12 protein-coding genes are annotated in these 15,202 nt (G+C 73.6%); 7 read left to right on the top strand and 5 right to left on the bottom strand.

Annotated features, from left to right (window positions below; genetic code table 11):
- Nucleotides 1-94: 94 nt before the first annotated feature.
- Nucleotides 95-811 carry a hypothetical protein gene (locus LRS74_RS13365; RefSeq protein WP_347178130.1) on the bottom strand — a complete coding sequence of 239 codons (717 nt, stop codon included), beginning with the start codon at nt 809-811 and terminating at the stop codon, nt 95-97.
- 277 nt (nt 812-1,088) lie between these two features.
- On the opposite strand from LRS74_RS13365, the gene LRS74_RS13360 reads away from it, so the two are divergent.
- The 4 genes from LRS74_RS13360 (at nt 1,089) to glmM (ending at nt 5,697) form a co-directional block, all read left to right on the top strand.
- Nucleotides 1,089-2,708, top strand: a complete 1,620-nt coding sequence (locus tag LRS74_RS13360; RefSeq protein ID WP_277741226.1) for an ATP-binding cassette domain-containing protein — start codon at nt 1,089-1,091, stop codon at nt 2,706-2,708.
- Nucleotides 2,709-3,111: 403 nt separating this feature from the next.
- The gene (rplM, locus tag LRS74_RS13355; RefSeq protein WP_144380975.1) at nt 3,112-3,555 is read left to right on the top strand and encodes a 50S ribosomal protein L13; all 444 of its coding nucleotides are present in this window, start codon (nt 3,112-3,114) and stop codon (nt 3,553-3,555) included.
- A gap of 41 nt (nt 3,556-3,596) precedes the next feature.
- Nucleotides 3,597-4,106: a 30S ribosomal protein S9 gene (rpsI, locus tag LRS74_RS13350; protein WP_277741225.1), complete on the top strand. Its 510-nt coding sequence runs from the start codon at nt 3,597-3,599 to the stop codon at nt 4,104-4,106.
- Nucleotides 4,107-4,338: 232 nt separating this feature from the next.
- Nucleotides 4,339-5,697 carry a phosphoglucosamine mutase gene (glmM, locus tag LRS74_RS13345; RefSeq protein ID WP_277741224.1) on the top strand — a complete coding sequence of 453 codons (1,359 nt, stop codon included), beginning with the start codon at nt 4,339-4,341 and terminating at the stop codon, nt 5,695-5,697.
- A 119-nt stretch (nt 5,698-5,816) separates the two neighbouring features.
- On the opposite strand, the gene LRS74_RS13340 is transcribed toward glmM, so the two are convergent.
- The 3 genes from LRS74_RS13340 to LRS74_RS13330 form a co-directional block, all read right to left on the bottom strand.
- The gene (locus LRS74_RS13340; RefSeq protein ID WP_277741223.1) at nt 5,817-6,755 is read right to left on the bottom strand and encodes a DUF389 domain-containing protein; all 939 of its coding nucleotides are present in this window, start codon (nt 6,753-6,755) and stop codon (nt 5,817-5,819) included.
- Between the two features lie 28 nt (nt 6,756-6,783).
- On the bottom strand, nt 6,784-7,776 hold the full coding sequence (gene coaA, locus LRS74_RS13335; protein ID WP_277741222.1) for a type I pantothenate kinase: 993 nt from the start codon (nt 7,774-7,776) through the stop codon (nt 6,784-6,786).
- Nucleotides 7,777-7,892: 116 nt separating this feature from the next.
- Complete coding sequence (locus LRS74_RS13330) at nt 7,893-8,867, bottom strand: LppX_LprAFG lipoprotein (protein WP_277741221.1); 975 nt, start codon at nt 8,865-8,867, stop codon at nt 7,893-7,895.
- A 181-nt stretch (nt 8,868-9,048) separates the two neighbouring features.
- Here LRS74_RS13330 and glmS point away from each other — a divergent pair, with 181 nt between their 5' ends.
- Both glmS and LRS74_RS13320 read left to right on the top strand, forming a co-directional pair.
- On the top strand, nt 9,049-10,896 hold the full coding sequence (gene glmS, locus LRS74_RS13325; protein ID WP_277741220.1) for a glutamine--fructose-6-phosphate transaminase (isomerizing): 1,848 nt from the start codon (nt 9,049-9,051) through the stop codon (nt 10,894-10,896).
- A 49-nt stretch (nt 10,897-10,945) separates the two neighbouring features.
- Nucleotides 10,946-11,314 (top strand): holo-ACP synthase, encoded by a 369-nt coding sequence (locus tag LRS74_RS13320; RefSeq protein WP_144380986.1) that lies wholly within the window; start codon nt 10,946-10,948, stop codon nt 11,312-11,314.
- 213 nt (nt 11,315-11,527) lie between these two features.
- On the opposite strand, the gene LRS74_RS13315 is transcribed toward LRS74_RS13320, so the two are convergent.
- Nucleotides 11,528-12,970, bottom strand: coding sequence for an NAD(P)H-hydrate dehydratase (locus LRS74_RS13315; protein ID WP_277741219.1), 1,443 nt, complete (start codon nt 12,968-12,970; stop codon nt 11,528-11,530).
- Between the two features lie 1,046 nt (nt 12,971-14,016).
- On the opposite strand from LRS74_RS13315, the gene alr reads away from it, so the two are divergent.
- Entirely contained in the window at nt 14,017-15,189 is a 1,173-nt protein-coding gene (alr, locus tag LRS74_RS13310) for an alanine racemase (protein ID WP_277741218.1), read from the top strand.
- The last annotated feature ends 13 nt before the right edge of the window (nt 15,190-15,202 follow it).

The raw sequence follows: 15,202 nt of genomic DNA, 5'->3' as shown, positions 1-15,202 counted from the left end.
CCGCTGGCCGCGTCTCCTGACGGCAGTAGCGACGGCAACAACCACGGATCAGCGCTGGGAGACTCTTCCATAGGCCTGGCCCCGCGTCCGCCCCCTACGCCCCCGCCGAAGCCGCCGCTCGGGCCTGGCTCTCTCCTCGGGCCAGGATGCGGCGGAAGGCGTAGTCGGACAGGTCGCGGCCCGCCTCCAGGGGGGCTGTGTCCTTGGTGGTGACGGCCTTGCCGTTGGTGTAGCCCGTGGTGGTGAAGTAGGCGTAGCGGCCGATGGCGTTGGCGCTGGAGCGGCAGGCCGGGCCGCGGCAGAAGTCGGGGACTCCCTCGCCGGGGAGGGAGATCACGCCCGGGGTCGCCTGGGACTTGGCCTTCTCGGCGGCGGCCGGGGTGTCGAAGACGGCGATGCCGACCGTCACCGCCACGCCGTCCTTCTCGTAGGTGGCGCGGAGAAGGTGGCGGCAGCCGTTGTTCGTCAGGGCGGGGCCCAGGCCGCCGCGGGCGGCCGAGGCGCAGTTCGTCGTGGCGGCCGTGGCGCCCCTGATGTAGGCGCGGCCGTTGGACGCGGCCTTCTTCTCGGGGAACAGGGACGCCGCGCGGAGCGGCGCCTTGTCGAGCTTCTTGTCGGAGATGATGTCGAGCGGCTCCAGCGGGGCCGGCGGGGCGACGTTGGAGAAGGTCGGCTCGGGGGTGGGGGATTCGGCGGGGAGCTCCTTGGCGGGTGCGGTCGGGCCCGCCGACGAGCCGGTCGTGTCCTTGTCGTCGCCGCTGGCCACGATCGCGGTGGCGACGATCGCCGCCACCGCGCCCGCCGCCAGCACGCCCCCGCCGACCGTCAGCCAGCGCCTGCGCCGGCCGCGGCGCTCGGTGTCGTCCGCGAGAGCGGCCCAGTCGGGTGTCCCCGACGGTGTCCCCGATGACGGTGACCCCGACGACGGCGTCCCCGGTGCCGGTGCGCCCGGTGACGGCGGCATCCCCGGCGGTTGCGAATGCGGCTGAGAACCTCCAGGCCCGTACGGCCCCCCATGCCCAAAGCTCATGGCGCGCATCTTAAAACCTGTTGGTGGGGACTACGGCGCACCATCACAATCCCGTTCTATGGGGCATGTGGAGGCGGGACACCTGGAGTACTACCTTCCGGACGGCCGGGTGCTGCTCGGCGACGTGTCGTTCCGGGTGGGCGAGGGCGCGGCGGTGGCGCTCGTCGGGGCGAACGGCGCCGGCAAGACCACCCTGTTGCGGCTCATCGCGGGGGAGCTCCAGCCGCACGGCGGCTCGGTCACGGTCAGCGGCGGGCTCGGGGTGATGCCGCAGTTCGTGGGGTCCGTACGGGACGAGCGGACCGTGCGCGACCTGCTCGTCTCCGTGGCCCAGCCGCGGATCCGGGCCGCCGCGGCCGCCGTCGACCGCGCCGAGCACGCGATCATGACGGTCGACGACGAGGCCGCCCAGCTCCAGTACGCGCAGGCGCTCGCCGACTGGGCCGAGGTCCGGGGGTACGAGGCCGAGACGACCTGGGACATGTGCACCATGGCCGCGCTCGGCGTCCCGTACGAGCGGGCCCAGTGGCGGCAGGTGCGCACGCTCTCCGGGGGCGAGCAGAAGCGGCTGGTCCTGGAGTCGCTGCTGCGCGGCACCGACCAGGTGCTGCTGCTGGACGAGCCGGACAACTATCTCGACGTCCCCGGCAAGCGGTGGCTGGAGGAGCGGCTCCGGGAGACCCGCAAGACCGTGCTCTTCGTCTCGCACGACCGCGAGCTGCTCGCCCGCTCCGCCGAGAAGATCATCAGCGTGGAGCCGAGCCCGGCCGGCAGCGACGTCTGGGTGCACGGCGGCGGCTTCGCCACCTACCACCAGGCCCGCAAGGAGCGCTTCGCCCGCTTCGAGGAGCTGCGGCGCCGCTGGGACGAGGAGCACGCGCGGCTGAAGAAGCTGGTGTTCACCCTGAAGCAGAAGGCCGCCTACAACGACGGCATGGCCTCCCGCTACCAGGCCGCCCAGACCCGGCTGCGGAAGTTCGAGGAGGCCGGGCCGCCGCAGGAGCCGCCGCGGGAGCAGGACATCCGGATGCGGCTGCGCGGCGGGCGCACCGGCGTGCGGGCGGTCACCTGCCGGGGCCTGGAGCTGACCGGGCTGATGCGCCCCTTCGACCTGGAGGTCTTCTACGGGGAGCGGGTCGCGGTCCTGGGCAGCAACGGCTCCGGCAAGTCCCACTTCCTCCGGTTGCTGGCCGGAGAGGACGTCGCCCACACCGGGGAGTGGAAGCTCGGCGCCCGCGTGGTGCCCGGTCACTTCGCGCAGACCCACGCCCACCCGGAGCTGCTCGGCCGCACCCTGGTGGACATCCTGTGGACCGAGCACGCCAAGGACCGGGGCGCCGCGATGAGCGCGCTGCGCCGGTACGAGCTGGAGCGCCAGGGCGACCAGCCCTTCGAGAAGCTCTCCGGCGGGCAGCAGGCCCGCTTCCAGATCCTGCTGCTGGAGCTGGCCGGCACCACCGCGCTGCTGCTCGACGAGCCGACCGACAACCTCGACCTGGAGAGCGCCGAGGCCCTCCAGGAGGGGCTGGAGCGCTACGAGGGCACGGTGCTCGCCGTCACCCACGACCGCTGGTTCGCCCGCTCCTTCGACCGCTGTCTCGTCTTCGGCGCGGACGGGCGGGTGCGGGAGGTGCCGGAGCCGGTGTGGGACGAGGGCCGGGTGGCACGGGCCCGCTGACCCCGGCAGGCCCCCTGGGGCCCGGGCGGTGGCGTCCGGTGAACGTGGCGTCGGGTGATCGGTGTCGCACCGGTCGTGACCACCGGCTTTCCCCGGTGCGAGGCCGTCCGGGGCGCGGGCCGGGGGCGCGGGGCGCCGGCGGGCTCGGTACGGTGGGAAGGGCCCTCAGTCGGCCGCGGCGGCGGCAGCCGTTTTGACCCGTCCCCGGCGGCCCGGTATTCTGCTGGTTCGTTATGCGTATTGGCTTGCTCGTTCTCACGTGAGAGGCCGTTACGCCGGTCCACCGGGCCGATGACCAGCGGCAAGCACACGGTTTGCGTCACCGATGTGTTGCCAGGGCTGTCGTGATCGTCTGGGTGGCCTTGTCAGTACCCATCTCACTGAAGAAGCGAAGGCTACGACCGTGCGTACGTACAGCCCCAAGCCCGGCGACGTTCAGCGCCAGTGGCACGTCATTGACGCGCAGGACGTTGTCCTGGGCCGTCTGGCCTCCACGGCCGCTTCCCTCCTGCGGGGCAAGCACAAGCCGGTGTACGCGCCTCACGTTGACACTGGTGACTTCGTCATCATCATCAACGCCGACAAGGTGCACCTGTCCGGCAACAAGCGGACCCAGAAGCTCGCCTACCGCCACTCCGGTTTCCCGGGCGGTCTGCGTTCTGTCCGCTACGACGAGCTGCTCGCCAAGAACCCGGAGAAGGCGGTCGAGAAGGCCGTCAAGGGCATGCTCCCGAAGAACACCCTGGGCCGTCAGATGCTCTCGAAGCTGAAGGTCTACGCGGGCGACCAGCACCCGCACGGCGCTCAGCAGCCGACCCCGTTCGAGATCACCCAGGTCGCGCAGTAGTTCCGGCCACCCCCTAAGACGAAAAGAATCTGAGGAGAATCGTGGCTGAGACCACCGCCGAGACGCCGATCGAGGAGACCGAGGTCTTCGAGGGCACCGCGACCTTCGAGTCCGAGGAGACCGAGTACACCAGCGAGTCGCTCGCGTCTCGCTTCGGCGACCCGCAGCCGGCCGCCGGCACCGGCCGCCGCAAGAACGCCGTGGCCCGCGTCCGCATCGTGCCGGGCAGCGGCCAGTGGAAGATCAACGGTCGCACCCTTGAGGACTACTTCCCCAACAAGGTGCACCAGCAGGAAGTCAACGAGCCGTTCAAGGTTCTGGAGCTGGACGACCGCTACGACGTCATCGCCCGCATCTCGGGTGGCGGCGTCTCCGGTCAGGCCGGTGCCCTGCGCCTGGGTGTCGCCCGTGCGCTGAACGAGGCGGACGTGGACAACAACCGCGGCCCGCTGAAGAAGGCCGGCTTCCTGACCCGTGACGACCGCGCCACCGAGCGTAAGAAGGCCGGTCTGAAGAAGGCCCGCAAGGCGCCGCAGTACAGCAAGCGCTAATCGCGCCCCGGCTGTATCGCCGCGCGCTCCACGCGCCACGCCGACGCCCCGGCGGCACTATCCGTGCTGCCGGGGCGTTCGGCTATCGGAGCCCGGGGTCGGACGTACACCCTGACGTCGGCGTCTGGACTCCGGCTCTCTACCTTTTCTTCAAACTGGACAGCTTTTTCCAGGACACCTTTCTCTTCCAGGGGGCGACGGAGCCGCGCCCCGGGCAATTCGGAGGACACCAGTGGGACGACTCTTCGGTACGGACGGTGTGCGCGGCGTCGCCAACGCGGACCTGACGGCGGAGCTGGCGCTCGGCCTGTCGGTCGCGGCGGCGCATGTGCTGGCCGAAGCGGGCACGTTCGAGGGCCATCGGCCGGTGGCGGTGGTCGGCCGTGATCCGCGCGCGTCCGGGGAGTTCCTGGAGGCCGCCGTGGTGGCGGGGCTCGCCAGCGCGGGCGTCGACGTGCTCCGGGTCGGCGTGCTGCCGACCCCGGCGGTGGCGTACCTGACCGGCGCGCTCGGCGCCGATCTGGGCGTGATGCTCAGCGCCAGCCACAACCCGATGCCGGACAACGGTGTCAAGTTCTTCGCCCGTGGCGGCCACAAGCTCGCCGACGAGCTGGAGGACCGCATCGAGGAGACCTACCGCGCGCACGCCTCCGGTGAGCCGTGGGACCGCCCGACCGGTGCCGGCGTCGGTCGGGTGCGCACCTACGACGAGGGCTTCGACAACTACGTCGCCCACCTCATCGGTGTGCTCCCGAACCGCCTGGACGGCGTCAAGGTCGTCATCGACGGCGCGCACGGCGCCGCCGCCCGGGTCTCCCCGGAGGCCTTCGCCCGCGCCGGCGCCGAGGTGATCACCATCGGCACCGACCCGGACGGGCTCAACATCAACGACGGTTACGGCTCCACCCACCTGGACCGGCTCAAGGCCGCCGTGGTCGAGCACGGCGCCGACCTGGGCGTCGCGCACGACGGTGACGCGGACCGCTGCCTGGCCGTGGACGCGGCCGGTCAGGAGGTCGACGGCGACCAGATCCTCGCCGTGCTGGCGCTCGCCCTGCGCGAGGCGGGCGGCCTGCGCAAGGACACCGTCGTCGGCACCGTCATGTCCAACCTCGGCTTCAAGCTGGCCATGGAGCGCGAGGGCGTCCAGCTGGTCCAGACCGCGGTCGGCGACCGCTACGTCCTGGAGGAGATGAAGGAGCACGGCTACGCCCTCGGCGGCGAGCAGTCCGGCCACGTCATCGTGCTGGACCACGCCACCACCGGCGACGGCACCCTCACCGGTCTGATGCTGGCCGCCCGCGTCGCCGCCACCGGGCGCACCCTCGCCGACCTGGCGAGCGTCATGGAGCGGCTGCCGCAGGTGCTGATCAACGTCCGGGACGTGGACAAGTCGCGGGTCGGCTCCAGCGCCGAGGTCTCCACCGCGGTCGCGGAGGCGGAGCGCGAGCTGGGCACCACCGGCCGGGTGCTGCTGCGCCCCTCCGGCACCGAGCCGCTGGTGCGGGTCATGGTCGAGGCCGCCGACATCGAGCAGGCCCGCTCGGTCGCCGGGCGGCTCGCGGACGCGGTGAAGTCCGCGCTGGGCTAGAGCCCGGCGAGAACGGCGAGGGCGTCCTCGGGGTCCGACCCCGAGGACGCCCGGCCTGTTCGGGGGCCCGTCCCGGCCCACCCGGGACGGGGCGCCGGCCTTTCGCGCGCCGGCGGCCGTCAGTACACCTTCACCCGCTGGTGGTGGCGCGCCCAGAACAGCTTCTGGACGAGCAGCGTGAGCGTGCCGGCCAGGACGATGCCACCCAGGTTGGCCAGCAGCTGGCCCGCCGAGCCCCAGGTCTGGCCGTAGTCGCCGTAGCTGAGGGCGACCGCGGCGTTGGCGGCCGCCGGCACGGTGGTGACCGAGATCGCCACGCCGATCAGCGCCCCGGACTTCGCCGAGGTCAGCGAGAGCGTTCCGGCGATGCCGGCGAGGAAGGCGACCACGAAGGACATCCAGTCCGGCTGCCAGATGAAGGCGGTGTTGGGGCGGGCCGCCTCGACCATCGAGCGTTCGAAGAGCCCGAAGACGTCCATCAGAGAGCCGAACCCGGCGGTGAGCAGCATCGCCGCGGCGAAGCCGACCAGCAGCGCGTTGAGCGACCGCCACACCAGGGTCGGGGCGCGCTGCACCAGCGCGGTGGAGATGCCCGCCAGCGGGCCGAACTCCGGCCCGACCGCCATCGCGCCCACGATCAGGATCGCGTTGTCCAGCATCACCCCGCAGGCCGCCAGCATGGTGGCGACGGCGAGGAAGGCCACATAGGTGACGCTGAGCGTGGACTCCTCGTGCGTCGACTCCGCCAGGTGCTCCCACAGCACGGCGTCGGCGCCCTCGCCGGGCGCCTCCTCCTCGGCCTTCTCGGCGCGCTTGGACAGCGACAGGTCGATGGTCTCCACGGAGATCGAGCCGGTCCTGTCGATGCCCGCCTCGCGCAGCCGCGCCAGCAGCCCGTCCGCCGCCTCGCGGGCCACGTCGCAGAGCACGATGTCGCCCCGAGGGTTGCGCGCGGCATCGGTGAGCACGGCGAGATGGGTCGCCCCGACCGTCCGCTCCACGATCCGTATGACGTCCTCGGTGCGGTCGGCCGGAGTGATCATTCTCAGGTGCAGCATGAGGGCAGACTAGCCGCGTCGTGGCGGGTCAGAGCTTGCGCAGGCTCAGTCGCTGCACCTTGTGGTCCGCGCCCTTGCGCAGCACCAGGGTGGCCCGGCCGCGGGTGGGGGCCACGTTCTGCTCCAGGTTGGGACGGTTGACGGTGCGCCAGATCATCCGGGCGTAGTCCAGCGCCTCCTCCTCCGAGACCTGGGTGTACCGGCGGAAGTACGAGAAGGGGTTCTGGAACGCGGTCTCGCGCAGCTTGCGGAAGCGGCCGAGGTACCAGCGCTCGATGTCCTCGCTGCGGGCGTCGACGTACACGCTGAAGTCGAAGAAGTCGGCGAGGCCGACGCGGGTGCGGCCGTCCTGCCCCGGGAGCGCCGGCTGGAGCACGTTGAGGCCCTCGACGATGAGGATGTCGGGGCGGTGCACGGTCAGCCGCTCGCCGGGCACGATGTCGTAGATCAGGTGGGAGTAGACCGGGGCCGAGACCTCCTCCTTGCCCGCCTTCACGTCCGCGACGAAGCGGGTCAGGGCCCGGCGGTCGTAGGACTCGGGGAAGCCCTTGCGGGACATCAGCCCGCGCCGGTGCAGCTCGGCGTTGGGGTAGAGGAAGCCGTCGGTGGTGACCAGCTCCACGCGCGGGTGCTCGGGCCAGCGGGCCAGCAGCGCCTGGAGGAGGCGGGCGGTGGTCGACTTGCCGACCGCGACGCTGCCCGCCACCCCGATGACGAAGGGGGTGCCGGGCTGGGCGCCGAAGCCGTTCTTGGTGTCGCCGAGGAAGGTGTTCAGGGCGCCGCGCAGACTGCCGGTCGCGGCCACGTAGAGGTTCAGCAGCCGAGACAGCGGCAGATAGACGTCCCGCACCTCGTCGAGGTCTATGACGTCGCCGAGTCCGCGCAGCCGCTCGACCTCCTCGGCGCTCAGCGGCAGCGGGGTCTTCTCGCGCAGGGCGCTCCATTCGGCGCGCGACAGGTCCACGTAGGGACTCGACTCGGTGCGCCGCTGATGCGGGGGGCGCGCTGGAGACGTGATCACAGGTTCATTGTCGGGGCTGTCCGGCCGTGCGGTGAGCGTGGGGTCGGTCACGCCCGGTGACCTGGGGTTTTGTCAAGGGAAGGCGATCTCGGCGGCCGGAGGGACAGCTTCCGCGATCAGCCGGGGAGGATTCCGGCGGCGACGTCGATCTTCTGCACGGAGCCGGCGGGTGGCACCGGAGCGGTGACCTTCCGCCCGAAATCGGACAGGTTCATGGTGATCTTCACGGCGTTTCCGCCCATGTCGCAGCTGATCCGGGCCCGCACCAGCCGGCCCTCGCCGTCCACCCAGGCGTCCGCGGTCACCGGCAGCTCGCCCAGCTTGGCGATGAGGGCGTCCATGTCGGTGCGGACGCGCTCCGCCAGCCGCAGCGAGAGGGTGTCGCGGTCGAGCGTGCCCGAGTAGTGGGTGGCGGGGCGGCCGTCGACGGTCTCCGTGCCGCGCTTCTTCGCCCCTCGCATGGTGGAGATCTGGAGCAGCAGGTGTTCCGGGTCGTTGACCGGGGCGCGCAGCAGGTGGTGCGCCTCGGCCTTCCGCCGGTCGACCTGGCCCCAGCGGCCCTTCTTCACGTTGCCGATGGGGGTCAGGTAGACCCGGTCGCCGTCGAAGACCTCCTCCATGTGCTTGATCTCGCCGCTGGGGAAGTCGACCGACAGCCGGCCCTTGTCCCCGCCCAGGTCGAACGAGCCGGTGATGGTGATCGGGTAGGTCTTGCCCCGGTCGGTGAGCTCGACCTTCTCCTCGATCCGGGCGCTGGTCTTCCCGATCTTCTCCACGGCCCTGCTCACCGGCGTCTTCGGCACCTCCAGCCAGCCGTCGTCCCCGGCGGACTTGCCCTTGCCGCCCTTGGAGTCGTCCGGGTCCGAGGAGCCGCAGGCGGTGGCGGAGGCCAGCAGGGCGGTGACGAGCAGGACGCCGGTGGTGGCGGTGCGGGCGGAGCGGCTGACGGCGGAGCGACGGACAGCGGAGCGGACGGTGGCGGCGCGGCCCGTGGCCGAGCGGCCGGTGGCGGCGCGGGCGTCGGCGGCGACGGCGGCGCGGGCGACGGCGGAGTGGCTGACGGTGGAGCGGCTGACGGTGGAGCGGCGCACGGATCCCCCCAGAAACGTCGGTCGGCTGCGGCCCCCGGCCGCTCCGGCGCATTATGCACCTCGTGCGCCCCGCGGAGCGCCCCCGGCGCGACCCGCTCGTGCGTCACACCCGCCCGGTGCGCCCCACGGATGGCACAGCGGCGGTGGTACGCCCGCGGCACACGGGTCGTACGCTGCGTCCATGTGCGGAATCGTTGGTTATGTGGGAGGGCAGTCCGCCCTCGACGTCGTCCTCGCCGGCCTCAAGCGGCTCGAGTACCGCGGCTATGACTCGGCCGGGGTCGCCGTGCTCGCCGACGGCGGGCTGGCCGCCGCCAAGAAGGCGGGCAAGCTCGCCAACCTGGACAAGGAACTGGCGGACCGTCCGCTGCCCACCGGCAGCACCGGCATCGGGCACACCCGCTGGGCCACCCACGGCGGGCCGACGGACGCCAACGCCCATCCCCACCTGGACAACTCGGGCCGGGTCGCGGTCGTCCACAACGGCATCATCGAGAACTTCGCCACGCTGCGCGCCGAGCTGACCGACCGTGGCCACGAACTGGCCTCGGAGACCGACACCGAGGTCGTGGCCCATCTGCTGGCCGAGTCCTTCTCCTCCTGCGGCGACCTGGCCGAGGCGATGCGGCAGGTGTGCCGTCTGCTGGAGGGCGCCTTCACCCTCGTCGCGGTGCACGCGGACGCGCCCGACGTGGTCGTCGGCGCGCGCCGCAACTCGCCGCTGGTGGTGGGCGTCGGCGAGGACGAGGCGTTCCTCGCCTCCGACGTGGCCGCCTTCATCGCGCACACCCGCGAGGCCATCGAGCTGGGCCAGGACCAGGTGGTGGAGCTGCGCCGGGACGGGGTGAGCGTCACCGACTTCGACGGCGCGCCGGCCGACGTGCGGACGTACCACGTCGACTGGGACGCCTCGGCCGCCGAGAAGGGCGGCTACGACTACTTCATGCTCAAGGAGATCGCCGAGCAGCCCAAGGCGGTCGCCGACACGCTGCTGGGTCGGATCGACGCCAGCGGGGTGCTGTCGCTGGACGAGGTGCGCATCCCCGCCTCGGTGCTGCGCGAGATCGACAAGGTCGTGATCGTGGCCTGCGGGACCGCCTTCCACGCCGGGATGATCGCCAAGTACGCGATCGAGCACTGGACCCGCATCCCCTGCGAGACCGAGCTGGCCTCGGAGTTCCGCTACCGGGACCCGATCCTGGACCCGCGCACCCTGGTCATCGCGATCTCCCAGTCCGGCGAGACCATGGACACCCTGATGGCGCTGCGGCACGCGCGCGAGCAGGGTGCGAAGGTGCTCGCGATCTGCAACACCAACGGCTCCACGATCCCGCGCGAGTCGGACGCGGTGCTCTACACGCACGCCGGTCCGGAGGTCGCCGTCGCCTCCACCAAGGCGTTTCTGACCCAGCTGGTCGCCTGCTACCTGGTGGCGCTGTACCTGGGGCAGGTGCGCGGCACCAAGTGGGGCGACGAGATCCACTCGGTGATCCGGGAGCTGTCCGCCATCGGCACCCAGGTGGAGCAGGTGCTGGAGACCATGGAGCCGGTACGGGAGCTGGCCCGCACCCTCGCGAACAAGAACACCGTGCTGTTCCTGGGCCGCCATGTGGGCTACCCGGTGGCCCTGGAGGGCGCGCTCAAGCTCAAGGAGCTGGCGTACATGCACGCCGAGGGCTTCGCGGCCGGCGAGCTCAAGCACGGGCCGATCGCGCTGATCGAGGACGATCTGCCGGTGGTGGTCGTGGTGCCGTCCCCGCGCGGTCGCTCGGTGCTGCACGACAAGATCGTCTCGAACATCCAGGAGATCCGGGCCCGCGGCGCCCGCACCATCGTCATCGCCGAGCGGGGCGACACCGCGGTGGCCCCGTACGCCGACCACCTCATCGAGATCCCGCCCACCCCGACCCTGCTCCAGCCGCTCGTCGCCACCGTCCCGCTCCAGGTCTTCGCCTGCGAACTGGCGACCGCGCGGGGCAACGAGGTGGACCAGCCGCGGAACCTGGCGAAGTCGGTGACCGTGGAATGAGCCGGTTCGTCGAGGACGGCCCGCGTCCGGCCGGCGTCGAGGTGAGCGCGTGATCATCGGGGTGGGGATCGACGTCGCCGAGATCAGCCGGTTCGCGGACGCCATGGAACGCACGCCGCACATGGCCGAGCGCCTCTTCGTGGAGCAGGAGCTCTACCTTCCCAGCGGCGAGCGGCGCGGCATCGCCTCGCTCGCCGCCCGCTTCGCCGCCAAGGAGGCCCTGGCCAAGGCGCTCGGCGCGCCGCCCGGTCTGCGCTGGACCGACGCCGAGGTGGTCACCGAGGACAGCGGCCAGCCACGCCTGACGGTCCGTGGCACGGTCGCCGCCAAGGCGGCGGAGCTGGGCGTACGCGGCTGGCACATCTCCCTCAGCCATGACGCGGGGGTCGCCTCCGCGGTGGTCATCGCGGAGGGGTAGCCCGGACCGGCCAGCGTGAGGGACCGTCGGGGTCTTGCTGACGGACCACCGCCGGCAGACCGTCCCGCCGGCTCGGTCCGGCCTCGGCGGGTCTGTCCCGGCCTCGGCGGGTTTGCGTGGTGGGGGCCGGCGCCCGGCTCTCGGCGGTCCCTCCGGAGGCGGAGGCCGGTCCCTCCGGAGGCAGGGGCGGAGGCGAGGCCGGGCGGCGGGCGGTCAGGCGGTGACGTCGGCCCAGGCGTCGGGGAGGGCGTTGGCGACCTCGTAGGAGGTGATGGGGGCGCCGGTGGGGCCGGTGGCCCGGCGGGCCGCCAGGCCGTGGAGGTAGGCGCCGGCGGAGGCGGCGTCGCGGGGGGAGAGGCCCGCGGCGAGCAGCGAGCCGGTCAGCCCGGAGAGCACGTCGCCGCTGCCGGCGGTGGCGAGCCAGGGGCTGCCGGTGGGGTTGGCCCGCACCGGGCCCGTGGCGTTCGCCACGAGGGTCGTGGAGCCCTTGAGGAGCACCGTGGCGCCGTAGCGCTCGGCCAAGGCGCGTGCGGACGCCATCCGCGCGCCCTCGACCTCCTCGCGGGACGTGCCGAGCAGGGCGGCCGCCTCGCCGGCGTGCGGGGTGAGCAGGGTGGGCGCCTCCCGGCGGGGTTCGCGGGGCATCAGCCGCAGCCCGTCGGCGTCCACCAGCACCGGGACGTCGGAGCCGAGGACCTCGTCCAGCGCCTGCCGGCCCTCCGCGCCGTCGCCGAGCCCGGGGCCGACCACCCACGCCTGCACCCGGCCCGCCCTGCCGGGCGGGCCGGCGTGCACCAGCGTCTCGGGGAAGCGGGCGATGACGGCGTCGGCGGCCGGACCCACATACCGCACGGCGCCCGCGCCGCCGCGCAGCGCGCCCGCCACGGCCAGCACCGCCGCGCCCGGGTAGCGGGCGGAGCCGGCGATCACGCCCACCACCCCGCGCCGGTACTTGTCGCTCTCCGCCGCCGGCCGCGGCAGCAGCGCCGCCACGTCCGCGTGCTGCAGCGCCTCGACGTCGGGCACGGGCGGCAGCCACGGCCCTAGCCCGATGTCGACCAGCCGCAGCGCGCCCGCGTGCTCCCGCGCGGGGTCGATGAACAGCCCCGGCTTGTACGTGCCGAAGGTGACGGTCGCGTCGGCGCGCACGGCCGCGCCGTGCACCTCCCCGGTGTCGGCGTCCACGCCGCTGGGCAGGTCGACGGCGACGACCGGCGCGCGGACCGCCTCGATCAGCCGCTCGGCCTCCGCGCGGAGCCCGCCCCGGCCCCCGATACCGGTGACGCCGTCCACGACGAGGTCCGCGCGGGCGAGCGCCGCCGTGCCCGCCATGCCCGGCTCCGCCGCCACCGCGCGGCCCCCGGCGGCCCGCAGCGCCGCCAGCCCGCCCGTGTGCGCCCGCTCGGGGGCGAGCAGTACGGCGGTGACCCCCGCGCCTCGGCGGGCCAGCCGGGCGCCCGCGTACAGCGCGTCCCCGCCGTTGTCCCCGCTGCCCACCAGCAGCGCGACCCGCGCCCCGTACACCTTCCCCAGCAGGTCCGAGCAGGCCGCGGCCAGTCCGGCGGCCGCCCGCTGCATCAACGCCCCCTCCGGCAACCGCGCCATCAACGCCTTCTCGGCGGCCCGTACGGTCTCCACGCTGTAGCCAGTCCTCATGGACCCAGTGTCCCCAACGCCCGTGCGCGGGGCGCATCGAGAGACGGAACGGGTGCGCGAATCGGCCGTCCACGGGCGACCGCGTGGGGCCGTCCGACGGCGGTGCGAGGCGCCGGCCGCGGGCGGTGCGCGGCGTGGCGACGGACGGTGCGCGGTGTGGCGACGGGGGGTGCGTGGCCCGGCCGTCCGACGGCGGTGCGAGGCGCTGGCCGCGGGCGGTGGGTGGGGCGGCCACGGGGTGCGCGGTGTGGCGATGGGCGGTGCGCGGTGTGGCGACGGGCGGTGCGTGGCCCGGCCGTCCACGGGCGACCGCGCGGGGCCGTCCCACGGCGGTGCGAGGCGCCGGCCGCGGGCGTCCGCGGGGCGGCAACGGGCGGTGCGTGGCCCGGCCGTCCGCGGGCGACCGCGCGGGGTCGCCCGACGGCGGTGCGAGGCGCTGGCCGCGGGCGGTGGGTGGGGCGGCAACGGGGTGCGCGGTGTGGCGATGGGTGGTCCGCGGTGTGGCGACGGGCGGTGCGCGGTGTGGCGACGGGCGGTGCGAGGCCCGGCCACGCGGGCGTTCATCGCCCGCCCCGCCTGCGTTTCGTGCACCGCCCTCCGCCGCCCGCTGACGTATCGTGCGCCGCTCGTTCGGCGCCCGTCCGCGGTGGCCCGCTGCCCGTCCGGCGCCCGGCCACGGATCGTTCGGGTGCTCGGGTGCCGGTCCGCAGGCCGGTCCACGGGGTCGTTCGTCTGCTCGGGCCATGGGCTGGTCCAGCGGGGCCGGCGGGTGGGTCGGTAGGGCCCGCCCGCGAGGGGGCCACGGGGCGCCGCCACGCTGGTTTACGGGTCATCCACCACTCCGGTCCACGGGCCGCCCACACACCGGTTCGCGAGGTCGTCCACGGGCCCTCCACAAGCTGGGCCCGCGGGCCGTCCACGAGCCGGTCCCCGGGCCGTCCGCAGGCCGTCCGTGGGCGCTCGCGGGGCCCCGGTCCGCTCCACGCTCCGCGTCGCGCCCCGGTGCCGGGAGCGGGGCGCTCAGGGGGCCCTGAGACACTGGCGGGGTGACTGAGAAATCCGGAGTGACAGCGTCCAGCCCCGCCGCGCGGCCCGTTCGCGCCCACGCCGTGATCGATCTGGCCGCGGTGCGCGCCAATGTGCGCGTGCTGCGGGAGCGTGCGCCCGGGGCCGAGCTGATGGTCGTGGTGAAGTCCGACGCGTACGGCCACGGCGCCGTACCGTGCGCCCGCGCGGCACGCGAGGCGGGGGCCGGCTGGCTGGGCACGGCCACGCCGCAGGAGGCGCTCGCGCTCCGCGCGGCCGGCGACCGGGGGCGGCTGATGTGCTGGCTGTGGACTCCGGGCGGGCCGTGGCGGGAGGCGGTCGAGGCCGACATCGACGTCTCGGTCAGCGGCATGTGGGCGCTGCACGAGGTCACCGACGCCGCACGCGCCTGCGGCCGCACCGCGCGGGTGCAGCTGAAGGCCGACACTGGTCTGGGCCGCAGCGGCTGTCAGCCCGCCGACTGGCCCGAGTTGGTCGCCGCCGCCCGCGCGGCCGAGGCGGAAGGCACCGTTCGGGTGACTGGCCTGTGGTCGCACTTCGCCTGTGCGGACGAGCCCGGCCACCCCTCCATCGAGGCCCAGCTGACGGCCTTCCGCGAGCTCGTGGCGTACGCCGAGGAGCAGGGCCTCACCCCCGAGGTGCGGCACATCGCCAACTCCGCGGCCGCCCTGACGCTCCCCGAGACCCACTTCGACCTGGTGCGCGCCGGCATCGCCGCCTACGGCATCTCGCCCAGCCCCGAGCTCGGCACCCCCGACGACTTCGGGCTGCGCCCCGTCATGACGCTCACCGCCTCGCTGGCCCTGGTCAAGCAGGTGCCGGGCGGCCACGGTGTCTCCTACGGCCACCACTACACGACCCCCGGCGAGACCACCCTCGCCCTGGTCCCCGTCGGCTACGCGGACGGCATCCCGCGGCACGCCTCCAACACCGGCCCGGTGCTGGTCGCCGGCAAGTGGCGCACCGTCGCCGGCCGGGTGGCCATGGACCAGTTCGTCGTCGACCTGGGCGGGGACCTCGCCGAGGCGGGCGACGAGGCGGTGCTGTTCGGGCCCGGCGACCGGGGCGAGCCGACCGCCGAGGACTGGGCGCAGGCCGTCGGTACGATCGCGTACGAGATCGTCACCCGGATCGGCGCGCGGGTTCCGCGCGTCTATCTCAACCAGCGCTGACAGCGCCTACGCG

The organism is Streptomyces sp. LX-29 (assembly GCF_029541745.1).
Taxonomy (GTDB): domain Bacteria; phylum Actinomycetota; class Actinomycetes; order Streptomycetales; family Streptomycetaceae; genus Streptomyces.
This window is presented reverse-complemented; position numbering and strand designations above follow the sequence as displayed.